Here is a 24,990-nt window from a genome sequence, read left to right on the forward strand (position 1 = left end):
GCTCCTGAGTCCTACAGCAAACTCAGAAAGTCCTGCCCTGTCAGTGCCTTGTTCCGTTTTGGGGGGCATGCCTATAGTCCCGGGTCGTCCTGATGACGAACGGGTTTGGCGACCCGACGACCGTGTGCGAGAGCCCTGCGCTTGCTTTGCAGGGCTTTTCGCATCCGTAACGCTGCCTTTATGGCGGCTGTACGCGGGAGACCTTCGGGTCTGCCGGCTCCCCGGTCCCGGTTCGCCAACCTGCGTACAGCTGCCACCTTTCGTTTGGCGACGATCCAGTGGCGCTCTCAACCGACCGAGGCGTTACTTATGAACAGATACATGCCGATCACCGGCCACGACTGCACCATTCCTTCCCTGCTGATCGATACCCAGGCCCCTGCCGATGTGCTGTACGAAGCAGCTGCCTATCGCATCCGCGCCGTCACTCAACTGCTGGAAAACTTCGCCACCCGCCCCGACATCCCCGGCGATGCCGTGGTGCTGCAAGAGCTGGCGCTGATCTGCGCCATTCCGCTGCGCGATGGCTGCGATGTGCTGGATGTGCTGGGTCGTCAGTTGCGCACCCAGGCCATAAGTTGAACCCCGTCAACGGCGAGGGCAATGCCGCCCTCGCCATTGGCAACTGCATGGACGTCATATGCCCAATAGAGGTTTTTACCTGAGCTTTCTCTATCCAGGCATATAGAGAAACTGAAGAGCACCGAACTACCAGATCAATCGCCACATACAATAAGAGAATCCTCACAGACATAACGCTTTTTGAAAGATCTAATCATCCGAGCTTTTTCGATTTTCTTGGAGGACAAACACTGCACCCCGACTTAAAACCTCTCCTGCTAATTTGCCAAGCAGTCTGACCACACAGACAAAAAACCTAATTGCGACGAGCATTGAAGCTCAACACCTCACAATTGATACGAACATTAATAGATCGTTCAATAACAATCAGGAAGATTGTTCAATGGCCAATCCTTTATGGTCTCATACCGCTATAACGACCCCCTCTCGCGGCGCCCCCCAGAGAGTTACCGTTGATATAACTCGGTACGTCAATAAAATTCACAACGAAAGTGGCTGGCTGCTTGTCGGCATGGACAATGTCCCTCGCGAGAATTGGCCACAGCTTTTCAAGTATTGCAAGGTTACATTAATAACCACTAAAAATAATAAGACATATTTCAAAGTCCCTGAAGGAGTTCACAAAGGAAAAGTTGCATTCCTATCAGAAACAAACGCAAAGGAACACCTTGGAAAAATCGCACCAAAACAGAAGCCTATCGAGCTTGTCATGAACTATGAACACTTAGACCAAAACTGGAAATCAATAACTAGAAACGAATATCTCCCACAACAAATAGCAAATGGAAACATCAACAATATCAACTTCAAAGCAACGATGAATACAGTATGGAACGGTATACACTTCCCTATTCCACCTGGCACTTACAAGATATTGCTACCTGACTTCCCTCACTCGAAAAACTACACCCAACAATATAAAAAAGAGTTTCCCAACCTGTCTCACCATCAAGTATGGTTCCCCATTGATCATGGTGACAGGAGCAGATACGTTCACGTAGGTAATGTATCGGAAGGGTGCATCACTGTCATAAGCCTGGATAAATGGTCTGAAATTCAAGAAATGCTGATTAGCCATCGCTCCTCCGATGGGAAAAGCGTGGGCAACCTTATTGTAAAAGGCAAGCCAGAGAGAGCAAATTAATGCGCAAAAAAAATTTATACGCATGGTCCATCCTCACTGCATCGCTCGCCACCCTGCCTCATATAAATGCGTGCGCATCAGATACTAACGAACGCTACATAACCGACTGGGAATTTTTCAACCAGATCATAAAAAGATATAAATCCGGAATAAAAAATAAAAAAGATATTGAAAACTCAAGCAAAGCTGAAGCAAGGGGAAAAGAGGCATTTCTAAACAATGATTATGTAAAAGCTGAATTCCATGGCTATGGCGACGCACTGGCCTGGATTCCCAGGCCAGAGTACTACTTTATAATTGGCGACATACAACTACGCAGCAAGTTGCACCTTCATACTGAATCACCTTATTCCACCCCAGAATACAAAGCCTGCTGGGACAAATACCTGTTCGCCCTGGATGCACGCAGGAGCGTAATAGACCACTTTGAAAGAGGCTTTAGCTTAACTGCAGAGTTGGATTTATCTGCCACTAAAAACTCGAAAATCTACCAACAAGCCCTAACCAATGCAGCCTGCTTTGCCCGACTGACCAGCAAGTACTCCGAAGGCGTTGGCCCTCAGTGCGTGCCGGTCGAAGAAGTCAAAAGCTGCCTCGGTAGCCCCCTGCTGTACTTGTATCACTAGAAAAATCTGAGGCCGGTATCCAACAGTCATCGTGCGCAGGGATCGGCTGGTCATGGGTAATTCTGAGGCCGCCTTCGCGGGCAAGCCAGCGCCCATGAAAGCCTTGCGTGCACTAGAAGTGTCGAGGCTCCGTTTGCGGGCGCTGACCTGGGCCGGATGAGAGGTTTGCAAAACACTAGCCGATATCAGGGCATGCCTTATCTGGCCTTACAGTTATCCAACTCATCTTGAGTGGTTAACGTTGTCGCCAAACCCAACCGATATTTACAGTAGGCAATAACTTTCCGCCTCTCCAGGTCGCTTAATTCGGAGAGCGACTTATCGTCTGATTCATAGGCAAAGATGTTTTCAAACGCCATTTGAAAAGTTGGATACCTCTTGATGAAAAAAACTTTTTCCGGATAGGCGTCCTCCATCTTTTCGTAGAAACCAATGTATAGATAAGCGACCACCAGAACAGACAATACAAAAAATAGATTTTTCATTTGGACAGCGGCGGTAATAGTTGGATTTTGACTCGTAGTTTTCGCACTGACTCAATTCCAATGTTACTAGGGCAAATTTTTCCTTCACTCCAAGCACAGCCCCACTGAACCGGTAGGAGCCGGTTTGCCGGCGAAGAGGCCCGTGAGCCTTGTGCAAACCCTGAGGCCCTCTTCGAGGGCAAGCCCGCTCCTACAGCGATCGGTCGCAGTAGTACCGATACAGGTCTTCGTCCGGCCAAACCTCTTCGTAAGCACTGATAAGTCCCGCCAAGGCATGACTGCGAGGATTGATGGACGGCTGGTAAAGCGCCAAGGCGAAGCACTTGACCTCCTCCCATTGCAGCTCCCGCATGCAGAACTCCACAACTTCCAAGGGCGTGACGCGGGAAGAAAGCATGATTTTGAATTTCTCGACAAACAGATCCCGGGCCTGTGGATGAGACTTCACCAATTTCAGGATATCCAGCAAACGCGACTCGAAGCCCCCGTCACCCGTCTCGTCATAGGACAAAGCGACCAGTACACAGAGCTGGTCGAAGGTATCACTGATGCTAGTCATTGCTGTTCTGCCCCATCCCTGAATCCGCTTGAATACCTGTCACGATGAAGCGCACAACTTGAGATGAACCGCCGCGCCGGCTTGCTGGCGAAAAAGGTCCGCGAACCTTGTACAGAAAAGCCGTCTTCGCTGGCAAGTCAGTGCTTACATAAGCAAGCGCTGAGCGAGGAGGTTGATTGCCTCGCCCTTGGCAACAGCACACAGGTTTTGCTGAAGCCGTTCCTCTCGTTCAGAGCACAAACTACCGGGAGACATGGAGCGGCCGAAAAAATAGCCTTCTAACAGACCAATCACCACTGACAATAAGAAAACTCCCACATACATCCTGCCTTCTGAAAGTTCTACTTGATCGCACGTTCTCTGTTCGAGACAAAGCAATGCGATAATTTTTTGAGCCAATAACAGATTCCAGCCAGCTATTAACTCAACCCGCGCAAACCATGACTTTCAATTGCCAGCAGCATTGAGTCTCAACAGTTCACGATCAGTCCAATCACCGATTAACCCATCAAAAAACACTCAGGGAGACTAGGCAATGACCAACCCTTTATGGTCAGGCAGCAGCACAACTACGACCACTCCAGGACATATCCAGCAAGTATTTGCGGATATCACGCGCTACATCAACAAAGTCCCCAACGAAAGTGGCTGGCTGCTTGTTGGCATGGACAACGTCCCTCGCGAGAACTGGCCATTTCTTTTCAAGTATTGCAAGGTCACATTAACGTTCACAAAAAATCAGAAAACATACTTCAGGATTCTGGAGGGCGCGCACAAAGGTAAAACCGCATTTCTATCTGAAGCCAATGCCAAGGAATACCTTGGCAAAATTGCGCCTAAAAAGAAGCCTATCGAACTTGTCATGGTCTACGGGCGCTTCAATGACAAGTGGATGTCAATCACCAGAGATAGAGCATTACCGCAACAGCTGGCCAATGGGACGCTCAATGGCATTCACTTCGAAGCTGCCATGAATACAGTCTGGGACCTTAGATACTCTCCCATACCGACGGGTACTTACAGCATCCTCTTACCCGATGTACCACACGCAAAAGACTATACCGAGCCATACAAGGCAGAGTACCCCAACCTGTCCCACCACCAAGTGTGGTTTCCAATTGATCATGGAGATAGGAGCCGGTACGTTCACGTCGGCAATGTCTCGGAAGGATGTGTCACCGTTGTCAGTTTGAATCGATGGTCTGCGATTCATGAAGCGCTTGTCAGTCATCGCAGTCCCGATGGCAACAGCGTGGAAACTCTTATTGTCAAAGGCAAACCAGCGAGAACACAATGATGAGAACTCTCACTCTTAACATCCTTTGTTTTTTTAGCATGTCCCTGGTTCCCCTCCACGATGCAACAGCATTCGCAATGGATGCTGACGACAGGTACATAACAAACTGGGAGGCACTCAAGCGAGTTGTGAAAAATTATAAAAAAGGAATCAACAACCAGAAAAACATCAAATACGCAAAAGAAGCCGAGGCACGAGGCAAAGCGGCTTTTCTCAAAGGCGACTATGCAAAAGCAGACTACCGCGGCTACGGAGACGCAATAGCCTGGATTCCTCGGCCCGAGTATTACTTCATCGTGGGCGATCTCAATATGCGCAGCAAGTTATCCCTCCATACCGATTCACCTTATTCCACCCAGCAATACAAGGCCTGTTGGGACAAATACCTGTTCGCGCTGGATGTCGAGAAAAGTGTCGGAAACCTCTTTGAAACAGGCTTTAGTCTGACCGCCGAGTTGGATTTATCTGCCACTAAAAACTCGAAAATCTACCAACAAGCCCTGACCAATGCAGCCTGCTTTGCCCGACTGACCAGCAAATACTCCGAAGGCGTCGGCCCTCAGTGCGTGCCGGTCGAAGAGGTCAAAAGCTGCCTCGGTAGCCCCCTGCTGTTCTTGTATCACTAGAAAAATCCGAGGCCGCCTTCGCGGGCAAGCCCGCTCCTACACAAGTTTCCGCCATTACGTGGGATGCGTGGGGCCGCAATGGATGATGCAGGGAGACACCGCCGCAGTGCTCACAAAAACGCAACACCACGCTGCGTCCTTTGTGATGGTTGGGCTAAGGTGCAAGCGCTACAGTCGGGTCATCAGCAACCCGACTGACGCCCGACACAAGGATGCGTTCGATGACTGATTTGCACGATCTATCCACCGCCCAGTTGCTGGCGCAGTTCGCCAGCCGCCAGCTCTCGCCCCTGGACTACTACGACCATCTGCTGGCCCATATCGGGCGCTGGGAGCCGCATATCCGTGCGCTCTACGCCTTCGATCCGGAGCAGGTACGCCTGCTGGCCCGGGCCTCCACCGAGCGCTGGAACAAAGGCACCCCCAATGGCCCGCTGGACGGGATTCCGGTGACGATCAAGGAACTGATCGCCACCCAGGGCACGCCGATTCCCCTGGGCAGCGCGGCCACCGCCCTGAAGCCGGCCCTGCAGGATGCGCCACCGGCCGCGCGGATGCGTGAGGCCGGGGCGATCATCCTGGCCAAGACCACGGTGCCGGATTTCGGCATGTTGTCTTCGGGGCTGTCGAGCTTCCACGGCATTACCCGCAATCCCTGGAACACTGCCTGCAATACCGGTGGCTCCAGTTCCGGGGCCGCGGCCGCAGCGGCCGCCGGTTACGGGCCGCTGCACATCGGCACCGACATCGGCGGCTCGGTGCGCCTGCCGGCCGCCTGGTGCGGGTTGGTGGGGTTCAAGCCGACCCTGGGGCGGATTCCCATCGATCCGTATTACACCGGGCGTTGCGCCGGGCCCATGACCCGCAGTGTCGAGGATACGGTGCTGCTGATGCGCTACCTGGCCAAGCCCGACGCCCGCGATGCCACCAGCCTGCCGCCCTTGACCGGCGACTGGAGCGATGAACCGGTGTCGGTCAACGGCTTGAAGATCGGCCTGATGCTGGAGCCCGGCGCCGGGCTGCAGCCGGAAGGTTTTGTCTGTGAGGCGGTGGAGCGCGCCGCGAAATGGTTCGAAAACCACGGCGCCCAGGTCCGCACCCTGGCGCCGATCATGGACCGCACGCAACTGGACGGCCTGGACCGCTTCTGGCGCGCCCGGCAATGGGCGGAACTCTCGGCCCTGGGCGCCGAGCAGTTTGCCAAGGTGCTGCCCTATATCCGCGACTGGGCGGCGCCGGGGGCCGAGCTGTCCGGGGTCGAGGCGGTGCAGGGCTTCAACCAGACCTTCGAGATGCGCCGACGCGCCGCCCAGGTGTTCAGCGAGTTCGACCTGGTGCTGTCGCCTACCAACCAGGTCAACAGCTTTCCCGCGCAGTGGCCGTCGCCGAGCAACGACCCGCAACAGCCGTTCGAGCACATCGTCTTCACCCTGCCCTGGAACATGGGCGAACAACCGGCGCTGTCGATCAACTGCGGTTTCGCCACCGATGGCCTGCCCATCGGCCTGCAGATGATCGCCCCGCGCTTTGCCGATCAATGGCTGCTGCAAGTGGCCAAGACCTATGAGAGCTGGCGCGGAGCAATCCACAGCTGGCCGAATCCGCCGTCTCACTGACACACCGAAACTGCCACCTTCACCCCTGCCCCGGGCCTCGCCGCCCGGGGCCTGGGCAACCTATGAATAAAAATTCGAGGGGCCAGTATGCACAGCCAAGCGTCCAATCCATCCACCACACCCGAGCCCGAAACGCCCACCGCGGCGGGGGGCAAGCGCAGCGTGTTCGCGGTGATCCTCGGCAATGCCGTGGAGTTCTTCGATTTCGGGGTCTACGCCACCTTCGCGGTGATGATCGGCCACACCTTCTTTCCCTCCGACAGTGCCTTCGTCAGCCTGATGCTGTCGGTCACCGCCTTCGGCGTCGGCTTTATCGTGCGGCCCCTGGGGGCGGTGCTGATCGGTGCCTACGCCGACCGCGTCGGACGCAAGCCGGCGATGCTCCTGACCCTGGTGATGATGGCCGTGGGCACCGGCAGCATCGCCATCCTGCCCAGCTACGAGAGCATCGGCATCGCCGCGCCGATCCTGCTGGTGCTCACCCGGCTGATCCAGGGCCTGGCCTGGGGCGGCGAGGCCGGCCCCGCCACCACCTACATCCTCGAAGCCGCGCCAGCGCACAAGCGCGGCACCTACGCCTGCTGGCAGGTGGTGGCCCAGGGCGTGGCCGCCATGGCCGCCGGCACCGTGGGCTACACCCTGACCCAGGTGCTGTCCCCCGAGGACCTCAACACCTGGGGCTGGCGCGTGCCGTTCGTGTTCGGCCTCCTGGTGCTGCCGATCGGCATCTACATCCGCCGCAACCTGGCGGAAACCTTCCACGGCCAGGGTGAGCAGGCCAGCACCGGCAGCCTGGTGCGCCAGGTGTTCGGCGAACACCGCCGGGCCCTGGTGCTGGGGTTGCTGATTCTCTCCGGCAGCACCATCACCCAGTACTTCATCAACTACATGACCACCTTCGCCCTCACCGAGCTCAAGCTGCCCACCAGCATCTCCATGCTCTCGACCCTGGTGGCCGGCGCGGCGATGGCGGTGTGCGCAATTGCCGGCGGCATGCTCTGCGACCGTTTCGGCCGCCGCACCATCCTCATGGCACCAAGAGTGGTGCTGTTGCTGGTGCTGTTCCCGGCGTTGCAGTTGATGACCGAGCATCCCAGCCCGACGACTTTCCTGCTGACCCTGGCGGTGCTCTCCGGCCTGCACGGCATGAGCGGCGCGGCGCTGATCGTGCTGCTGGTGGAGAGCTTTCCCAAGGCGGTGCGCTCCACCGGTTTCTCCATCGTCTACGCCTTTGGCGTGGCGGCTTTTGGCGGCACCGCGCAGATCATCATCACCTGGCTGATCGGCACCACCGGCAACCCGATGTCGCCGGTGGGCTACCTGTTGGTGGCCAACCTGGTGTGCCTGACCGCGGCCTGGTTCGCCAAGGAAACCCGCCCGCAGGCACCCGGGCGCAGCCACCCCGGCCAACGGCTCGCAGAAGCCCGCGCCCGCTGAGCATTCGCCTCACGGCCCGACACCCTTTTACGGCACCGCGTTTTTCTCTACCCTGCCGGCCGCGCATGACCGCGGTCGGGCGGAGGACCGACGCCTTTGATTTGTGGGGAAGCACCATGCAACAGCCTGTACTGTTCACCCTGGCACTGGCGGCCAGTAGCGCCGTCATCGCCCAGGACAACCCGCGCCCGAGCCAGCAGGACCAGGCGCCGGGGTTCATCCAGGGCAGCCACCTGGACCTCAACCTGCGCCACTACTATTCCAGCCAGCACACCCAGCGCGACACCTACCTGAGCATCAAGAAGCCCGACGGCATCGAACGCACCCGGGTGCGGGAAACCTGGGTACAGACCGGCATGCTCAAGTACAGCTCGGGCTACACCCAGGGGCTGATCGGCCTGGGCGTGGATGCCGCGCTGTTCAGCGCGGTGAACCTGGAGCGCGGTCATGGCCGGATGGCCAACGGCGGCGACCGGGTGCTGGTGGACAGCGACGGCGACGCCCTGCCCACCTGGAGCCGCCTGGGCATCGGCGATGTGCGCTTGCGCCTGTCCAACACCGAGCTCAAGGCCGGGCGCCTGATGACCGACAACCCGGTGCTGCGTTTCAAGGACAACCGCGCCCTGCCCTCAAGCTTTCAGGGCGTGGGCCTGTACAGCAACGAAACCGACTGGCTGGCGCTGCAGGCCGGCAGCTTCGACCGGGCCATCCCGCGCACCGGCACCGGCAGCGAGCGCCTGACCACCACCTTCGGCAACCGCGCCTACAGCGGTGAGCGCATCAGCTACCTGGGGGCCACCGTGAAACCCGGTCTGGGCCTGGAAGGCAGCCTCTACGCCTCGCGCTTCGAGAACATGTGGGACCAGTACTACCTGGGCCTGACCCACCGCGCCGGGGACAAAAGCCAGCTGGCACTGAAGACCGCGTTCAACTACTACCACACCCAAGACCAGGGCCAGCAGCGCCTGGGCTACATCGACAACGACGCCCTGAGCCTGGCCATCACCGGCAGCCATCAGGCCCATAGCCTGACCCTGGCCTGGCAGCAGGTGTTCGGCAACGAGTACTTCGACTATGTCTGGGAGTCCACCGGCAACTACATGGCCAACTCCCTGTACTCGGACTACAACGGCCCCAATGAAAAGTCCTGGCAACTGCGCTACGACCTGGATTTTGCCGCCTACGGCGTGCCCGGGCTGAGCGCCAGCCTGTGGCACGCCAAGGGCTGGGACATCGATGGCACGCACTACGACGGCGATCGCAATGGCCGCAACCGCGGCTACAACGTGCGCGGCCTGGACGGCGCCAAGCACGACGAAAACGGCCTGATGCTGGCGTATGTGGTGCAATCCGGGCGGCTCAAGGATGCAGTGCTGCGCACCATCGTCTACAACCACCGCGCCAGCGGCGGGCAGATCGACGGCAGCTATGACGAGTTCCGCCTGGTGGGCAACTTTCCGTTCAAGTTGTTCTGAGAAATGGGGCGGTGCGATGGCGAGAGATCGCCAGGCAAGGTCCTGCGGACCTTGTCGCAGCCTCGCCACAGGCTCGGCAGCGGCTACAGCCACACCTGGGCGATCGTGTAGCCGCTGCCGCAGGCTGCGTACGGCTGCGCAGCAGACGCAACGATTTCAAATCCACCTGGGATGGTCGGCGGGTGATCGCCAGGCAAGGTCCTGCGGACCTTGTCGCAGCCTCGCCACCGGCTCGGCAGCGGCTACAGCCACCCCTGAACGATCGTGTAGCCGCTGCCGCAGGCTGCGTACGGCTGCGCAGCAGACGCAACGATTTCAAGTCCACCCGGTGGTGGTCGGCGGGTGATCGCCAGGCAAGGTCCTGCGGACCTTGTCGCAGCCTCGCCACCGGCTCGGCAGCGGCTACAGCCACCCCTGAGCGATCGTGTAGCCGCTGCCGCAGGCTGCGTACGGCTGCGCAGCAGACGCAACGATTTCAAATCCGCCCGGTGGTGGTCGGCGGGTGATCGCCAGGCAAGGCCCTGCGGACCTTGTCGCAGCCTCGCCACAGGCTCGGCAGCGGCTACAGCCACATCTGGGCGATCGTGTAGCCGCTGCCGCAGGCTGCGTACGGCTGCGCAGCAGACGCAACGATTTCAAATCCACCCGGTGGTGGTCGGCGGGTGATCGCCAGGCAAGGTCCTGCGGACCTTGTCGCAGCCTCGCCACAGGCTCGGCAGCGGCTACAGGGTCATGTATGCAGGGACTCAATCGACCAGGGCGTAGCGCTGCATCGCCCGGGCAAGCATCTCCTGGCATTTCAGGGTGGCCACCGACAAGGGGCGGTTGCGCACTACGCACAGGTCGACGCGGATCCGCTCCAGGGACTCGTCGTCGATCGGCACCGCCACCAGGCCATCCCCCAGGTCCCGGGCCTCGGCATCCACCTGGGGCAGGATCAGCACCGCCGCGCGCTGGCGGGCCAGGCTTTTCTGCACCTCCAGGGAACTGGTGGTGAACACCGGCAAAATGCTCACCCCGCGCTTCTTCGCCGCCCCTTCCAGGGCCTGGCGCACGCCGTAGGCGGAATCGGGAATCGCCAGGGGCTGGCCCTGCAGGTCCGCCAGGCGAATGCTCGGGCACTGGGCAAACGGGTGCTCGGCGCTGACCAGCACCCGGTGCCACAACTGGCAATGGGCGGTCACGTCCACCTCGGCCCGCTCCGGCAGGTAGAAGGCCAGCCCCAGGTCGGCCTCGCCACTGCACAGGGCATCCAGGGTGGCGCCGGCACTGGCGATGACGATATTGAAGGTGACTTTCGGATGGGCCCGGTTGAACGCCGCAAGCACCGGCGCCAGCACGCTGGAAACGATACTTTCCGACACATGGATACTGACGTTACCCGCCACCTGGCTCTGGCGACTGGCGATCACGTCGCGCACCTGATCGAAGCCGCGCAAGGTCGAGCTGACCTGCTCGGCCAGGCACTCGCCTTCCACCGTCAGGCGGATGCCCCGCGGGCCGCGCTCGATCAGCGCGGTGCCGAAGAAGTGCTCCAGCTGCTCGATCTGCCGGCTCACGGCGGTAGGCGTCACGTACAGACGCTCGGCCGCCTGACGCAGGGAGGCACACCGGGCCACCTCGTGGAAGTAACGCAACGCTCGTAACTGCATGGCCACAGGCCCCCTCGCTGAACGGATCCAGCAGGCACGCAATTACTGCGCCAGCCCTTGGCCAATCGCTCCTGACTCCGCGGATGTCACACAAAAGATTGATCTGCACGGTGCCCCTGCCTAACCTGCTAGAGCGCCGACGCCTCCTTCGGCAAGCACCATTCCCCGCGCCCTGGCCGGCCCGTTTGCAAGGAATTTCCATGAACACTCTGCCCCGCACCGCATCCCTAGCCTCACTTCTCGCCGCTCTGGCGCTGCTCGGCGCCTGCTCCAGCGTGACCCGGGAAATCAGGCAGGAACCCACCATCACCTCCGCCGGGATCCTGGCCTTTCGCGATATCTGCCTGAAATCCGCGCCGTCCTTCGCCGGTGCCGAAACCGCCGCCCGGGCCCATGGCATTCTTGAACTCACCGATGCCGGCTTCGCCAAGATGGGCATGAACGAGGACCAGACCCTGGGGGTCCAGGTCCAGGCCGGCAAGGAATGCGCAATCACCACCCCGAGCCAGAACGACAGCTCGCTGACCCAGCAGTTTCTGAGCATGGCCGGCAAGTTCTCCAGCACCCCACTGGCGCAGAGCGTGCCGACCAAGATCACCCTCGACGGGCAGACCTTCATCCTCATGCACGATCGCCGTGGCGGTGAGGCCTATGTGCTGCTGAAGGCGCCGTAACCCGTTGCCAGCCCTCGCAGACAGACCTCCGATCTGACGCCGGCCACCTGCCCTCGGTCCTTGAGCGGCAGGTGCAACAGCGCAAACTTCCCACTTGAGAACGACCCTCAAGGACAGCGCGAAGGCCCCGGCAAGAAGCTTCTTGGAAAGCGACAAGGCGTTTCTTGCACGAATCCATTGCCCGTTTTTCTGAACTAACATGCTGGCGCCGCTGGCAACGCCTTCGCGCCCCCGGGCCCATGCCGGCGCTCCTCGGCCAGGCAAACAATCCTTGATCCCCTGCAACGGGTCATCAGGCCCAGGCCCCCCCACAACAAAGACAGTGACCGTCGAGTGACCCATTTTTCGCCAAGAAAACCACCTGCTCTCCCTTGCGTGTCTTCCGAGGGCCTCATGAAGAACAAACGTGTACTGATCGTCGACGACCACCCGATCATCTGCGCCGCCGTCACCGAGCTGCTTGAAGAACATGGCTACAAGCCGATCGGCGAATCCTCCGACGGCTTCGACGCGCTGGAGAAGATTCACCAGCTGCGCCCGGACTACATGCTGCTGGACATCAGCCTGGACAACCTGGACGGGCTCTCGGTGCTGCAACGCATTGCCATGGATCACCTGGAGGTCAAGACCCTGGTGTTCACAGCCAATCGCGCCAGCACCTACGGCGTGCGCTGCATGCAGGCCGGGGCCATGGGGTTCATCAGCAAGAGCGCCGGCCTGCAGGAACTGGTCAAGGGCCTGAATGCCCTGGCCGACGGCTATCTGTATTTCCCCAAGGAAGTCCTGGAGATGTACCGGGGAATCGGCCACGCCGCCAATGACGCACTGAACAACCTGACCAACAAGGAACTGGTGATCCTGCAATTGCTGGCCAGCGGCTACAGCAACCTGGAAATCGCCAGCAAGCTCAACCTGAGCAACAAGACCATCAGCGGGCACAAGATCAATGTGCTGAAGAAACTCGGGGTGCGCACCACCATCGAACTGGCCACCATCGCCAAGGAGATGGACCTGCTGTGAGCGGTGCCGGCCCGCAGTGGCACTAGCCCTGACGGATCAGCCGCAGCGGCGGGCTGTCCGTGGCCAGCAGCCGGGCCAGCGCCGCCCCCTTCATCGGCCTGTGGAACAGATAACCCTGTGCCGCATCGATTCCCAGGCGCTGCAGATGCCGGCGCTGCTTCTCGGTTTCGATGCCCTCGGCCACCAACTCCAGGTCGAGCGAACGGGCCAGCCCCACCAGGGCCTCGATGATCCGGGTTTCCTTGTGCCCCAGGGCACTGGCGACAAAGCCCGAGTCGAGCTTGATCTGGCCGAAGGGAATGTCCGCCAGACGCATGATCGACGAATGCCCGGTGCCAAAGTCGTCGAGGGACAGGCGTACCCCGCTGTTGAGCAGAACGCTGATGTTCTCGATGCTCTGCATGTCCAGGGTCAGGGCCTGGCGCTCGGTGATCTCCAGGGTGACCTGAGTCTTGGGCACCCCGGCGGCGTCGATCTGCTGCAACACTCGGGCGGCAAACTCGGGGTCGGTCAATTGACTGGCCTCGATGTTGTAGGAAAACACCAGCGCATCGCCGCCCGGCGTGCCCTGCAATTGCCGTTGCACCTGCAGCCCCTGGTGCACCAGGCACTCGAACAACTGGCGATGCCGCGACGGACTGTCGAACAGGTCGAGGAAGAATTGCGGCCCCAGCACGCCCTTGTCGGGATGCTGCCAGCGGGCCAGGACCTCGACACCGGTGATGCGTCGGGTGCGCAGGCACACCTGAGGCTGGAAGTAGGGAATGAACTGCTGCGCGGCCAGGGCTTGAAACACATCCCGTTGCGCCACCCAGTCGTTGCTGGCGGGGGGGCGTTTCGGCGCGGCCAGGGTGCTGCTGCGGGTGTGCTTATGCACCGCGCGCTTCACGGTCAAGGCCTTGAGCAGCAAGCCGCTGATCTGCGTGGTGTCCAGGTCGCTGTAGCTGCCGGCGCAGTACTTGCCCGAATGTGCGCGGAAATTCGCCAGCCCCCAGCGGATGGGCGCATCCAGGGCCTCGCATTCGATCATCGAGAAAAAGCCATAGTGCTCGCAGAGCCGGCGCAGGTAGTAGATGGCCGTCAGCGACTGCAGGGAATCGCAGATCACCAGGTCCAGTTCATCCAACTCGGGCGGGAACTGCGCCCATTGGCTTTCCTGACCGATCACCTGAACCCGGGCAACCCCGGAGGCTGTGAGTATTCTTGAAAGGCGTCGAACCCGAAAAGCGTTCGAACACAACAGCAGTACGCTCAACGTCGACATCAAGACAGCTCCGGAAAAAATCATCCTATCCAAAACAGCTTCGCTTGAACTCAGGACGCTTCCTGAATCGGAGCAAGAGCTTTCCGAGTTCATGCCCTTGCCGGCCCCACCGCCCCCAGGAGCGGGTGTGACCAGTCGCTGCGGTTACTTGTAGGTCAGGGTAAAGGCCGCCCGGGCATTGGCCTTGCCCGGCTCGGGGCCTGCCGCCGAATCGGAGGTCTGGATGTAGCGGGCCTTGAGTTCGATGTTCATTTGGCTGCCGCTGAGACGGGCCATCGATACCTCCTGCCCCAGGGGCAAGGGGGTGACGCCATCCTTGCGCAGGACCTGCACCGCCACGCCCTTGGCGGTGGAGTCCGACGTCAGGCCGAGAATGCCCCGATGGGCGTCGAGGATCGCCGAGCCCTGGACGCCCTCCAGGCGCAGGTGGGCGTTGGCGTTCTGGTAGTAGTTCCAGCCCTGATCCGTCGGGTAGGTGCCCGCTGTACAGTTGGTCAGGGGAATGACCACATCCTTGCTGTCCATGTGGCTGTCCTTGCCGTTGAACTGGCGACGCATGACCTCGCCCATGGGCACTTCGATGACGGTGTTGGCCGATTCCAGAGAACACTCGGAACGCACCACGGTCCCCATCAGAAACACGCTGTGAAAACGTCGCTTGCCAGACCAGAAACCCAGTGCCGAGCTACTGCTTTTGATGGCCGAAGTGCCCATGGGAATCTCGTTGCTGATCTTGACCAGCGTAAACGTGGTAATCACCGGATCGACAATAGTCAACGGCTGGGTGTTGCTCAGCTTGAAGGGCACATAAGGACTCACTCCGCTGACGGCACTCCACTTGCTCATTGAACGTCCCGGCGCCGTCATCACCAAGCCCACGCCAGGCACATTAGTCTTGGAGATCATTGCATTGCTCATCTCCAGCCCAGTAATCGGCGGCAGAGTGATGCCCTTCACCTTTGGCCATCCATTGATCCTGACTTCCCACAAATCGCCGACATTGCAGACGATATCGCTGGAGTGCTGATAGGAATAACGGACATTGGCCGTGCCGATCACCGAACCGATGGGCGCATCACGGGGCACATACTGAGTACCCATGTCGAAGTCCAGATAATTTTCAGTATCACCACCGGTGCAATCGGCCCAGGCGCCGCCACTTATGCAACAAAGCAAAAACAATAATCGACCGTGCATTAACTGCCTCTGATGCTCTTTTCCAGCACAACTAAAAGAGTCAACAGGCTAACAAAAGCACCCGCCAAAAAACCCAAGAAGCTTCTTGTAGAAAACCAAGAACATCCTTAAAAGTCCGTCAGCGCACTGCTCTTTAGAACCGTCCAAGAGGGTGCGCAGGTATAATTCGGATGTTAAACCGGAGCTTTATCGTATACCGCTATAAACACTCTCCAAGTAAGAATCAGAATGAGGAAACCATGACGAGAACCGTACTGATCGTGGATGATCACCCGATTATCTGCGGGGCGATCAGAGTCACGCTGGAGCAACATGGCTATCAGGTCGTTGCCGAATCCACCGATGGCCTGGACGCCCTCGCCAAGATCCGCAGCCTGGCCCCGGAGTACCTGCTGCTGGATATCGGCCTCGATAGCCTGGACGGGCTGTCGGTGCTGCAACGCATCCACTCGGAAAACCTCAAGATCAAGACCCTGGTCTTCACCTCGCAATTGGCCAGCACTTATGCGGCCCGCTGCATGCAAGCCGGAGCCCTGGGCTTCATCAACAAGAGCGCCAACATGGATGAACTGGTGAAGGGGCTCAACACCATCAATGACGGTTATCTTTACTTCCCCAAGGAAGTACTGGCCCATTACATGGAACACGGGCAGAACAACGAGTCGGCTTCGCAGAGACTCACCAATAAGGAAATCATCGTTTTGCAACTACTGGTCCAGGGACTGAGTAATGTGGCCATCGGTGAACGCCTGCACTTGAGCAACAAGACGGTCAGCGGACACAAGATCAACATTCTTCGCAAGTTGGGGGTACGCACTACCATAGAGCTGGCCAGCATAGCCAAAGAAATGAATCTGCTTTGACCTGCGCCCTATGAATCCCATCTACCTGACGCTACTCCTGACTCTGTTCACGGCCCTGCTGCCCGCCGTTGTCCAAGGTGCCGAGCCCTTCCAGTTATCGTCACGGGGACAAGCCCTGCAGTTCTCCGCCCAGGTCACCGAGCAAGACCGGGCCTGGCTCAGCCAGCGCAAGCCGGTCAGAATCGGCGTGACCTACCCCGACTACCCGCCGCTGACCATCTTCACCGAGAAAAAACAGCTGGAAGGCATCCTTGCGGAAAACCTGCTGGCGCTGCAGAAAGTCCTCAACATCCGCTTCGAGATCAGCAGCTATCCGGACCGCATGAGCGCCTTCAAGGCACTGCAAGCGGGAGAAATCGATCTGGTGGATGCCGCCACCCAACCGGAGGCGGAAAAGTACGGCGTACAAATCTCCTCGCCCTACGCCTATACCCAGATCGCCCTGTATTCCACCACCGGCAGCCTGCTTGACGTGGACCTGCGCGACCCTGCGGCACAGATTTCCTCCACCCCCGACGGCTTCATCGACGAGAACACCTTCAAGATCTTCCGCAGCGCCACCATCAAGAACTACCAGTCGCCCTATGAAGCCATCGCCGCCGTGCTCAAGGGGCAGGCCCAGGCCTACCTGGGCGACACCGTCAGCACCAACTACCTGCTGAACCAGAGCTTCAACAATCAGCTGGTGACCAACATCAGCGTCAACGGCCTGGAGGCCTACATCGGCTTTGCCTACACCGGGCAAAACCGGCGCCTGGTCTCGATCCTCAACCAGCAGCTGCAGTCGCGCAGCCGCTGCCAGATCATCCGGATGGTCAACTGGTGGGTGGTGACCCTCAAGTGCAGCGATGACGAATTCGTCAGCGTGCTCAACAACGAGGAAAAGCAGCTGCTGCAGAGCAAGAGGCCCTTCCGGATCGCCGTCAGCGAAGACCTCGCGCCCTACGCGCTGTTCGACAACAGCGGCCAGTTCGGCGGCACCATGTCCGACATTCTGGAACTGGTGCGCCTGAACTCCGGACTGCGCTTCGAGATCGTCCGCACCCGCTCGGTGCACAAGGCCATGGAACTGCTCGACAAGGGCGAAGTGGACCTGGGAATCATGTCGGAAACCGACTCGCGGGATCGCAAGTACCTGTTTACCCGCCCGGTCATCACCACGCCCTATACCCTGATCACCCGAAACAACGGCCCCGAGGAATTCAACCTCAAGGACAGTCCCGAGCAGAGCATCGCCCTGCCCACCTCCGACGCCCTGCTGGAACACATCCGCCAGAACTACCCGCACCTGAAGATCCACACCACCGACAACGTCGCCGACTCCCTGAACCGGGTACGCGACGGCGGCAGCGACTTCACCCTGACCTCCACCAACCAGGCCCGCTACTACCTGTCCTACAAATACGAGGACGCGCTGAAAGTCTCGGGCCTGCTCAAGGGCGTCAACGCACGGATCGGCCTCGCCAGCCAGCCGCAGAACAAGGTGCTGATCTCCATCATCGAAAAGGCCCTGCTGCGCATTTCCCCGAGCGAGACCGCGGCCATTTCCGGACGCTGGCGGGCCAACGCCGCCACCGACAACAAGTACTGGGAACAGGTGACCCTGCGGGTCTATCAGGTGCTCAGCGTCTCCTTCGTCCTGCTTCTGGCCACCTGCATCTGGATCCTTTACCTGCGCAAGCTGATCTTCAAGAAATCCATCGTGCGCAAGCAATTGCAGGAGCGCCTGAGCCTGATCCAGAACATCGTCGACAGCATTCCCCACCCGATCTACGTGCGTGACCGTGACGGCGAGCTGTTGCTGTTCAACACCCCCTACGCCCAGACCTTCGCCCCTGGCGCCACCTCCAGCACCAACAGCAAGGTCCTCGACGCGCTGCTCAGCCGCACCGTGGTCAATCAATGGCAGCACGACTATGAGCAGGTGGTGCGATCGGGCAGCGCGATTGCCCGGGACCAGACCCTGCACCTGGGCGGCCAGAGCCTGGATATCTACCACTGGATCCAGCCGCTGCGCGACGATCAGCAGCAGGTGTTCGGCGTGGTCTGCGGCTGGCTGGATATCGGCGATCGCCTGCGCATCCTCGAAGAACTGCGCCAGGCCAAGGAGGCCGCCGACCGGGCCAACAGCGCCAAGTCGACCTTCCTGGCCACCATGAGCCACGAAATCAGGACCCCGATGAATGCCATCATCGGCATGCTGGAGCTGGTACTGACCCGCAAGGCGCCCCAGGGCAAGAACCTCGAATCGCTGCAATTGGCCCACGAGGCGGCCGTCAGCCTGCTGGAGCTGCTGGGGGGCATCCTGGATATCTCCAGCATCGAATCCGGGCAGACCCGCCTGCACCTGGAAACCTGCACCCTGCGGCAGATAGTGACCTCGATCCGCGGGATCTTCGACAGCCTGGCGACCCGCAAGGGCTTGTCGATCATCACCCACTTCGATGCCTGCGCCGACCTGCCATTGCGCCTGGACCGGCTGAAGATCAAGCAGATCCTCTCCAACCTGATGAGCAACGCGATCAAGTTCACCGACAGTGGCGACATCACCCTGCGGGTCCAGGGCGTGGCGCTGGGCGAACAGCGCTTCGCCTTCTCCATCAGCGTGCAGGACACCGGCCCGGGCATCGATCCGGCCGACATGGCCAGCCTGTTCACGCCCTTCTCCCGGGTCACCGTCAACCGCAACAGTGGCGCCGGCATCGGCCTGTGTATCTGCCAGTCGCTGAGCCGGATCATCGATGGCGACCTGCTGGTGGACAGCACCCCGGGCAAGGGCACCACCATGACCCTGACCGCCTGCGCCGAAGAAGCCCCCCCCAGCGACACCCCACTGGCGCTGCCCAAGAGCGAACCGGCGGCGCCCATCCAGCGGCGCCTGAAGATCCTCATCGTCGAGGACCACCTGCCGAGCCTGACCCTGCTCAAGGAGCAGATCGAACTGCTCGGCCACCTGCCAATCCTGGCCCACGATGGGCTTGAGGCGCTGTTCATCTGGGAGGACAACGAGGTCGACCTGATCATCACCGACTGCAACATGCCGGAGCTGGACGGCATCGGCCTGACCGAAGAGATCCGCCGCCTGGAACAGCAGATGCGCATGCCCCCCTGCACCATCATCGGCACCACCGCCAGCGCCCGGGGCGAGGATATGCAGGCCGGCCTCGCCGCCGGCATGGATGCCTGCCTGCTCAAGCCCTTGAGCGTGTCGATGCTGGCCCGCTACGTGCCGCTCTTCAGCGAGAGCAGGACGCCGCAGGAAGTGGAAGACGGCAGCTCGGCGCTGTTGCTGTTCAACCTGCCGGAGGACAAGCGCCGCAGCCTGCTGGGCCACCTGATCGTCTGCAATCAGCAGGACCTTCAGGCCCTGGAGGAGGCCATGGCCCGCCTCGACTTCAAGACCCTGGCCAGCCAGGCCCACAAGCTGAAAAGCTCGGCGCAGATGATGCAGTCCGACGCCCTGCTGCGCTTGTGCGAAACCCTGGAGCAAGCCCTGGCGGACAACGCCGCCGTCGACACCCTGGCCCATCTGTGCCAGGAGGTCAGGACCCTGATGGAACAGCTCAACAGCACCCTGGCCACTTCCGCCCAGCCGCATTGACCCCGGGCGCACCAAGCCCGGATGCAGAGTCAAAAAAAGCCCGCAAGCCGAAGCTTGCGGGCCGGGTCTGACGCCGGGACCGGGCGCTAGTGGCCCAAGGGCGCGCAACGCAGGTTCGCCAGCTTGAAGCCTTCCTGTTCCCGGGTCTGTTGCAGGTCCAGGGTGAAGGCACATTGCTGACTGGCGGCGGTCCCCCAGACCAGGCGGAAGTCGCGACTCTCGCCCACCGCCAGCAACACCTGACCCATGGGTCCCACGGCATTGACCTTATGCCCGGCGGCATCCAGCACCGCCGCGCCGAACGGCACCACCGCGCCCCCGGGCAGGGTCACGCTGGCCAGCACCTTCTCGGTGTGCCGGGCCTTGAAGCGCGCCAGCACCACCGCACCGCGCCGCGGGGTCACGGTGCTCACGCCGCTGTCGATGTCGGTGTTGGCGTCCAGCTTGCTGGTGTCCAGGCTGATGCGGTTGCGCCGGTACGGCTGCACATAGGGCACCAGGCTGTAGCCCTTGGCATCGGTAAAGGTGCCCGGCGCATTGTTGACCCCCACATTGGGGGTGTCCTTGACCTCCACCAGGGCCATGGTTTCGCCCAGGCTCTGGCCCAGTTGCACACCACCGGGGTGGGCCAGTACCGAGCCGGAGATGCCGACGTTGGCAGTCTTGTAGGCGCTGCTGCTGCTCAGGCCGGCATTGAGGCTGGCCCAGGGCGCGCGATAGCCGACGGAGGCCGAGCCGGTGTTGGCCGAATGCTCGCTGCGCAGCATGTCCAGGTTGTAGTTGAGGTTGTGGTAGTTCCCCGCCAGGCCGCTCAGGCCCAGGCGCTGGTCGTGGCTGCCGTCGGCATTGCGCTCCAGGCTGACGCTGGCGTTCTGCCGACCCAGCGGGAAGCTCAGAGTCAGGCCCACCTGCACGCCCTGGTCATCGCTGTCGCTCAGGCTCTTGCTGGCGTACAGCGACAGGTTGACCCGCTGCACCTGGCCGCTGACCCCGAACTGCACCTGACGTTGCTGCCGGGACGAGTTCCAGTAGTCCTGTTGCGACAGGTTCAGGTACAGCGAGGTGCTGTCGGCAAAGGCCTGGGAAAGGTTGGCCTCCAGTCGACTGCGCCGGCTGACCCGCCGATAGCGGCCGTCCGCATCGTGATCGCTGTCCCAGGTGCTCTGGCTCACGGCCTCGCTGAAGTCCCGGTAGCCGGGGGTCGAATAGCGATAGCCGGCAAAGCGCAGGTTGGTGCCGGTGGCGAACGCCTTGCCGTAGCGCAGGCCATAACTCTGTCCACTGAGCGACCCCAGCGGGGTGTCGGTCATGGCCTGGGTCACGTCCAGGGACAAAGCGCCGAAGGTGCCCAGGCCCTTGCCCACACCGACTTGATAGGCGCGATAGCCCTCCCCCAGCAACCCGCCCAGGGACAGGGTGTAGTCCCGCGGCATGCCATAGGCCAGGGATGCCTGGGTGAAGGTCGGCTGCTCTACCTGCGAGCTCGGCTCATGGTACTGGCCGGCGCTGAGGCTGTAGCGCCAGGTGCCGTCGCGCAGCAGGTTGCCCAGGGTCGCGTAAGGCTGGATGAAACGCCGCTCGCTGCCATCGGCCTCGGTGATGATCACCTCCAGGTCACCACTGCCGGACGCGGCGTTGAGGTCGCGGATCTCGAAAGGCCCCGGGGAGACGAAGGTGCTGTACAGCGAATAGCCGTGCTGACGCACCTCGACCCGGGCCTGGCTCTGCGCCACGCCATGGATCACCGGCGCATAGCCCTGCAGCGAGTCGGGCAGCATCTGCGTGTCGCTGGCCAGTTGCACGCCACGAAACGGCACACTCTGGAAGGTGTCTCCCGGGGTCACGCTTTCACCCAGGGTCAGGCTGCCCAGGGTCCCCGGCAGGTCGCGTTGCACATAGCTGGCGGCACGCTCCCAGGTGCCGTCCTTGCGATAGGACGAACTGGAGCGCAGGCGCCAGTCGCCGAGGTTGAGACCGCCATTGAGGTAGAGGTAATAGTTGGCCGCGTTGCGCTGCGGGTTCCTGCTCTGGGATCCGGAGAACTGATAGTTGAGAAAGCCGGCATTGACCCCGCTGTCCCACTCTTCGGACGCCACATAGCCCCGAGCATCGCGGTTCATGGCTATCTGCGGCACGCTGATGTCCAGCCGGAGCTGGCGGCTGTCGAAATTCACGCTCGCGCCTTGCACCAGCCCGGGCAAGTCCAGGCATTGCTCATCGATGCCGGGGGCCTGCAAGGGAGGCAGCTTGACTCCCATTTCCGTCAGCAGTGCCTGCGGCAGGCAGGCCTTGAGGCCCTTGTCGCCGGGGACAAAGCTGAGGTCGCGCTGGGCAAAATAATCACGGTTGAGACTGATCTCCACCAGGTAGCGGCCCGGACCCACGTCCTGCTCATGGAGCATGGCTTCGAGATCGCTTTTCAGTGCACCGCTGCCACCAAAATCCGCCACGAATCCGCTATCGAACTCTGCGGCGGCGACTGCGCTGTTCTTGAGGGCGGCCAACAATAGCGATCCGGCCAAACAACCGACCCAGTTTTTCAAACACACACACATCCCGAACTTGACCCTCTGCATGACTGCGCTGGTTTCATTCCGTAGGCACGCCATCGGCTCAGAACGTCGCACTGGACTTCAACGGATCGCTGTAACCCCCGTAGTCATTGATGATCGAGAATTCCACAGTGGCGCTGCCGGACTTGAGCCGGCGTTTGAGAGGGAAGTCCTGGGTGGACTTGGGGGCCACCATGTCGACGTCCTGCAGCTCGATCGGGGTGTCGCCATCCATCACCCGGATAGCGATGAAAGTGATGTGATAGGCACTCGGGTTGGTCACCTGCAACACCGTTCCCGACGGTTGCGCCAGGAGTTTCCAGGTCAACTGGCCGGGCGCGTCCTGAGCGCTGCCCGGCAAGTGGCCGGGCCGATAGAACAGCTTGACCCGGGTGCGCACCGCCACTTTCAGGGTGTTCTCCTGCTTTTGCTCCAGCAGGGGAATTTCCTGGGCATTGAAATAGAACACCGACTCCCGATCCTCCGGCAGTTGCCCGGGCGTCTTGATGATCCGTACCACCTGCTCCTCGCCCGCGCGCACTTTGAACAGCGCCGGCATGGCGATGAACGGGCTGAGCGAGCCCTTGCTGTCCGCGGCGTCATTGACCCAGGTCTGCACCGCGTAATCGCTGCTGGTGAGGTTGGAGACGATGGTCGAGGCACTGCGTTCATCGGCGTTGAGGATGATCCGCGTGCCATTGAGCATGATGCCGGCGCTGGCCTGGGAGACGGGCCAGAGCAGCGCCAGGGACGCGCACAGCAGCGCGCCGCGAAAGCGAGGGAAAGTAGTCATATCGATCAGAACCTGAGGCAGGGAACAGGGCATGCCGAGGCCCCCAAGTCACAGGCAGGAGCCCCGGCCGGAACGCGCTTACTTGTAGTCGACGCTGAAGGACGCCTTGGCGTTGGCGGTGCCCGGCGTGGCTTCACCGGTGGCGATGTAGTTGGCGGTGAAACGCATCGGTTGGGTCAGGTCCGCGTACTCGCTGGAAGCCCGGCCCAGTTGCACGTCCACGCCCTTGGCGTCGCGAATCTGCACCGCGACATTCTTGGCCACCCCGGCGCCGCCTGCGCCCTCCAGGGCCAGCCACTCACCGTTGGGGCCGGCGGCACCGTTCATGCTGAGAAAGCGCACGGTGGCGGTCTTGCCGGTCAGCACACAATCCTTGTCGTCCTTCGGTGCCGTCATGGTCAGGGCAAAGGAACCGGCGCCAGCGGTATCGCCGGCCTTTTTCAGCGACAGGGCGGGCGCGTTGCCCAGGGAAACATTAACGCCGGCACCGCCGTTGAGGTCGCCGACACTCACCGAACAGGTATTGGCAGTGATCGAGCCGGTGAAGTTGATTTCGCCGTCGGCCGCCATGGCCTGGGCAGCGACACAGCACACAGCGACAGACAGTGCGGACTTGATGAATTTCATGGGTTTTATACCTATCTCGTGTTTGACGTTTGCCTTGCTCCTCAAGGCCTGGAAAGCCTACAAACGTTAACTTGTGAATGAGATAGGACGGCTCTCGGGCGTGACCGAGAAGATTCTTGATTGCAAACCGGAGGCCCATCAAGACGTTCGGCCTCGAGCCCCCCGAAAGTCTTGGCCCGAAGGGCCTGCAACAACTAAGAAGCCCGCGCCGGGCGCTTTTTTTCGGCGCAGAGCCTGTGCGCGTGGTGCCTGCCCAACGCCGATCGCCCTGCCCAGCTAGCGCCAGCCCGGCGCTGGATCCTGGCCGGACCCGACTAGACCCGAGCAGGCATCATGAACGCGGCTCCTGGAGGCGCGGCGGCAGAAACAGCCGCGCCGTCGACCAGCAGGTGACGAGGGCGGCCAGGAACACCAGGAACAACCCCAGCCAGTAGTCGTCATAGCGGGCCCTTGCGCTGTGCGTGACCACCTCGCGGATAAACAGCGCGACCCAGCCAGTGGCGAGCACGGCGCCGAGCAGCGCCAGGGCATTGCAGCTGCGCGCCGAGCGCCTGACCTTGAGCAGGGACGCGCCCAGGGCCAGCCCGAGCAACGGCAGGAAAAACACCAGGACCGCCACCAGCGGCATCAGCAACGGCATCAGCAGGATCTCGCCGCCACGCACCTCGCCGATCAGCCTTGGATGAGTGGCTATGTGCGCCACCAGCAGCACGCTATTGATCAGCCCGGCGACAAAACCCGGCACCAGGGGACACAGGATAAAGCTCATGAATACCTTGAAGCGCGGGTAACGAACCTCGGTCATGGCGCAGGTCCTTGCAAGCGTAAAAGGGCGGGATTGTGCACGGCCATCGATCTTCTTGCCTCATGAGTTTTTGCCCGTTGCCCCCTGCCCATTGG

The 24,990-nt window shown here is 60.8% G+C and carries 20 protein-coding genes; 12 read left to right on the forward strand and 8 right to left on the reverse strand.

Annotation, left to right across the window (positions count from 1 at the left end; translation table 11 throughout):
* The first annotated feature begins 309 nt into the window (after positions 1 to 309).
* The 3 genes from PST29_RS18530 to PST29_RS31895 all read left to right on the forward strand — a co-directional run bounded on the left by PST29_RS18530 (position 310) and on the right by PST29_RS31895 (position 2,352).
* Positions 310 to 582: a hypothetical protein gene (locus PST29_RS18530; RefSeq protein WP_060839977.1), complete on the forward strand. Its 273-nt coding sequence runs from the start codon at positions 310 to 312 to the stop codon at positions 580 to 582.
* Between the two features lie 382 nt (positions 583 to 964).
* A complete protein-coding gene (locus tag PST29_RS31890; RefSeq protein ID WP_148659658.1) occupies positions 965 to 1,726 on the forward strand; it encodes a hypothetical protein in 762 nt (253 codons plus the stop codon).
* Positions 1,726 to 2,352, forward strand: a complete 627-nt coding sequence (locus PST29_RS31895; RefSeq protein WP_148659659.1) for a hypothetical protein — start codon at positions 1,726 to 1,728, stop codon at positions 2,350 to 2,352. The genes PST29_RS31890 and PST29_RS31895 overlap by 1 nt, the downstream gene beginning before the upstream one ends.
* A gap of 675 nt (positions 2,353 to 3,027) precedes the next feature.
* On the opposite strand, the gene PST29_RS18545 is transcribed toward PST29_RS31895, so the two are convergent.
* Positions 3,028 to 3,396, reverse strand: a complete 369-nt coding sequence (locus PST29_RS18545) for a hypothetical protein (protein WP_060844009.1) — start codon at positions 3,394 to 3,396, stop codon at positions 3,028 to 3,030.
* 535 nt (positions 3,397 to 3,931) lie between these two features.
* Here PST29_RS18545 and PST29_RS18555 point away from each other — a divergent pair.
* The 5 genes from PST29_RS18555 to PST29_RS18575 all read left to right on the forward strand — a co-directional run bounded on the left by PST29_RS18555 (position 3,932) and on the right by PST29_RS18575 (position 9,847).
* Entirely contained in the window at positions 3,932 to 4,693 is a 762-nt protein-coding gene (locus PST29_RS18555) for a hypothetical protein (RefSeq protein WP_060844011.1), read from the forward strand.
* Positions 4,694 to 4,770: 77 nt separating this feature from the next.
* The gene (locus tag PST29_RS18560; protein WP_148659660.1) at positions 4,771 to 5,319 is read left to right on the forward strand and encodes a hypothetical protein; all 549 of its coding nucleotides are present in this window, start codon (positions 4,771 to 4,773) and stop codon (positions 5,317 to 5,319) included.
* A gap of 221 nt (positions 5,320 to 5,540) precedes the next feature.
* Positions 5,541 to 6,935, forward strand: a complete 1,395-nt coding sequence (locus tag PST29_RS18565; RefSeq protein ID WP_060844013.1) for an amidase — start codon at positions 5,541 to 5,543, stop codon at positions 6,933 to 6,935.
* 87 nt (positions 6,936 to 7,022) lie between these two features.
* The gene (locus PST29_RS18570) at positions 7,023 to 8,372 is read left to right on the forward strand and encodes a citrate-proton symporter (RefSeq protein ID WP_060844014.1); all 1,350 of its coding nucleotides are present in this window, start codon (positions 7,023 to 7,025) and stop codon (positions 8,370 to 8,372) included.
* A 116-nt stretch (positions 8,373 to 8,488) separates the two neighbouring features.
* Positions 8,489 to 9,847: an OprD family outer membrane porin gene (locus PST29_RS18575; protein WP_060844015.1), complete on the forward strand. Its 1,359-nt coding sequence runs from the start codon at positions 8,489 to 8,491 to the stop codon at positions 9,845 to 9,847.
* 746 nt (positions 9,848 to 10,593) lie between these two features.
* Here the strand turns inward: PST29_RS18575 and PST29_RS18580 are convergent.
* The gene (locus PST29_RS18580; protein WP_060844016.1) at positions 10,594 to 11,499 is read right to left on the reverse strand and encodes a LysR family transcriptional regulator; all 906 of its coding nucleotides are present in this window, start codon (positions 11,497 to 11,499) and stop codon (positions 10,594 to 10,596) included.
* A 200-nt stretch (positions 11,500 to 11,699) separates the two neighbouring features.
* Here PST29_RS18580 and PST29_RS18585 point away from each other — a divergent pair, with 200 nt between their 5' ends.
* Together PST29_RS18585 and PST29_RS18590 are read left to right on the forward strand one after the other, a co-directional pair.
* Complete coding sequence (locus PST29_RS18585) at positions 11,700 to 12,173, forward strand: hypothetical protein (RefSeq protein WP_060839986.1); 474 nt, start codon at positions 11,700 to 11,702, stop codon at positions 12,171 to 12,173.
* 393 nt (positions 12,174 to 12,566) lie between these two features.
* Complete coding sequence (locus tag PST29_RS18590) at positions 12,567 to 13,193, forward strand: response regulator transcription factor (protein WP_060839987.1); 627 nt, start codon at positions 12,567 to 12,569, stop codon at positions 13,191 to 13,193.
* Positions 13,194 to 13,215: 22 nt separating this feature from the next.
* Here the strand turns inward: PST29_RS18590 and PST29_RS18595 are convergent, their stop codons facing one another.
* Complete coding sequence (locus PST29_RS18595; RefSeq protein WP_082729270.1) at positions 13,216 to 14,457, reverse strand: EAL domain-containing protein; 1,242 nt, start codon at positions 14,455 to 14,457, stop codon at positions 13,216 to 13,218.
* Positions 14,458 to 14,601: 144 nt separating this feature from the next.
* Positions 14,602 to 15,558, reverse strand: coding sequence for a fimbrial protein (locus PST29_RS18600; protein WP_060839989.1), 957 nt, complete (start codon positions 15,556 to 15,558; stop codon positions 14,602 to 14,604).
* A gap of 335 nt (positions 15,559 to 15,893) precedes the next feature.
* Between PST29_RS18600 and PST29_RS18605 the strand changes: the two genes are divergently transcribed.
* Together PST29_RS18605 and PST29_RS18610 are read left to right on the forward strand one after the other, a co-directional pair.
* Positions 15,894 to 16,517 carry a response regulator transcription factor gene (locus tag PST29_RS18605; protein WP_060839990.1) on the forward strand — a complete coding sequence of 208 codons (624 nt, stop codon included), beginning with the start codon at positions 15,894 to 15,896 and terminating at the stop codon, positions 16,515 to 16,517.
* 10 nt (positions 16,518 to 16,527) lie between these two features.
* The gene (locus PST29_RS18610) at positions 16,528 to 20,118 is read left to right on the forward strand and encodes an ATP-binding protein (RefSeq protein WP_060844018.1); all 3,591 of its coding nucleotides are present in this window, start codon (positions 16,528 to 16,530) and stop codon (positions 20,116 to 20,118) included.
* Positions 20,119 to 20,204: 86 nt separating this feature from the next.
* Here PST29_RS18610 and PST29_RS18615 read toward each other — a convergent pair whose 3' ends face one another.
* The 4 genes from PST29_RS18615 to PST29_RS18630 form a co-directional block, all read right to left on the reverse strand.
* Positions 20,205 to 22,622, reverse strand: coding sequence for a fimbria/pilus outer membrane usher protein (locus tag PST29_RS18615; RefSeq protein ID WP_232513172.1), 2,418 nt, complete (start codon positions 22,620 to 22,622; stop codon positions 20,205 to 20,207).
* A gap of 109 nt (positions 22,623 to 22,731) precedes the next feature.
* Positions 22,732 to 23,463, reverse strand: coding sequence for a fimbrial biogenesis chaperone (locus PST29_RS18620; RefSeq protein ID WP_060845151.1), 732 nt, complete (start codon positions 23,461 to 23,463; stop codon positions 22,732 to 22,734).
* 78 nt (positions 23,464 to 23,541) lie between these two features.
* Positions 23,542 to 24,090 carry a fimbrial protein gene (locus PST29_RS18625; protein ID WP_060839994.1) on the reverse strand — a complete coding sequence of 183 codons (549 nt, stop codon included), beginning with the start codon at positions 24,088 to 24,090 and terminating at the stop codon, positions 23,542 to 23,544.
* A 331-nt stretch (positions 24,091 to 24,421) separates the two neighbouring features.
* Positions 24,422 to 24,895 carry a hypothetical protein gene (locus PST29_RS18630; protein ID WP_082729272.1) on the reverse strand — a complete coding sequence of 158 codons (474 nt, stop codon included), beginning with the start codon at positions 24,893 to 24,895 and terminating at the stop codon, positions 24,422 to 24,424.
* Positions 24,896 to 24,990: the final 95 nt, after the last annotated feature.

Source organism: Pseudomonas sp. St29, from assembly GCF_001547915.1.
In the GTDB taxonomy this organism is placed as follows: Bacteria; Pseudomonadota; Gammaproteobacteria; order Pseudomonadales; family Pseudomonadaceae; genus Aquipseudomonas.

Coding starts and splice junctions, on each gene's coding strand:
- PST29_RS18600 (WP_060839989.1), bottom strand. CDS start 15,558: ATGGGTACTCAGTATGTGCCCCGTGATGCGCCCATCGGTTCGGTGATC.
- PST29_RS18560 (WP_148659660.1), top strand. CDS start 4,771: ATGGATGCTGACGACAGGTACATAACAAACTGGGAGGCACTCAAGCGA.
- PST29_RS18545 (WP_060844009.1), bottom strand. CDS start 3,396: ATGACTAGCATCAGTGATACCTTCGACCAGCTCTGTGTACTGGTCGCT.
- PST29_RS31890 (WP_148659658.1), top strand. CDS start 965: ATGGCCAATCCTTTATGGTCTCATACCGCTATAACGACCCCCTCTCGC.
- PST29_RS18555 (WP_060844011.1), top strand. CDS start 3,932: ATGACCAACCCTTTATGGTCAGGCAGCAGCACAACTACGACCACTCCA.
- PST29_RS18630 (WP_082729272.1), bottom strand. CDS start 24,895: ATGACCGAGGTTCGTTACCCGCGCTTCAAGGTATTCATGAGCTTTATC.
- PST29_RS18625 (WP_060839994.1), bottom strand. CDS start 24,090: ATGAAATTCATCAAGTCCGCACTGTCTGTCGCTGTGTGCTGTGTCGCT.
- PST29_RS18590 (WP_060839987.1), top strand. CDS start 12,567: ATGAAGAACAAACGTGTACTGATCGTCGACGACCACCCGATCATCTGC.
- PST29_RS18570 (WP_060844014.1), top strand. CDS start 7,023: ATGCACAGCCAAGCGTCCAATCCATCCACCACACCCGAGCCCGAAACG.
- PST29_RS18565 (WP_060844013.1), top strand. CDS start 5,541: ATGACTGATTTGCACGATCTATCCACCGCCCAGTTGCTGGCGCAGTTC.
- PST29_RS18530 (WP_060839977.1), top strand. CDS start 310: ATGAACAGATACATGCCGATCACCGGCCACGACTGCACCATTCCTTCC.
- PST29_RS18585 (WP_060839986.1), top strand. CDS start 11,700: ATGAACACTCTGCCCCGCACCGCATCCCTAGCCTCACTTCTCGCCGCT.
- PST29_RS18595 (WP_082729270.1), bottom strand. CDS start 14,457: ATGTCGACGTTGAGCGTACTGCTGTTGTGTTCGAACGCTTTTCGGGTT.
- PST29_RS31895 (WP_148659659.1), top strand. CDS start 1,726: ATGCGCAAAAAAAATTTATACGCATGGTCCATCCTCACTGCATCGCTC.
- PST29_RS18620 (WP_060845151.1), bottom strand. CDS start 23,463: ATGACTACTTTCCCTCGCTTTCGCGGCGCGCTGCTGTGCGCGTCCCTG.
- PST29_RS18580 (WP_060844016.1), bottom strand. CDS start 11,499: ATGCAGTTACGAGCGTTGCGTTACTTCCACGAGGTGGCCCGGTGTGCC.
- PST29_RS18610 (WP_060844018.1), top strand. CDS start 16,528: ATGAATCCCATCTACCTGACGCTACTCCTGACTCTGTTCACGGCCCTG.
- PST29_RS18605 (WP_060839990.1), top strand. CDS start 15,894: ATGACGAGAACCGTACTGATCGTGGATGATCACCCGATTATCTGCGGG.
- PST29_RS18575 (WP_060844015.1), top strand. CDS start 8,489: ATGCAACAGCCTGTACTGTTCACCCTGGCACTGGCGGCCAGTAGCGCC.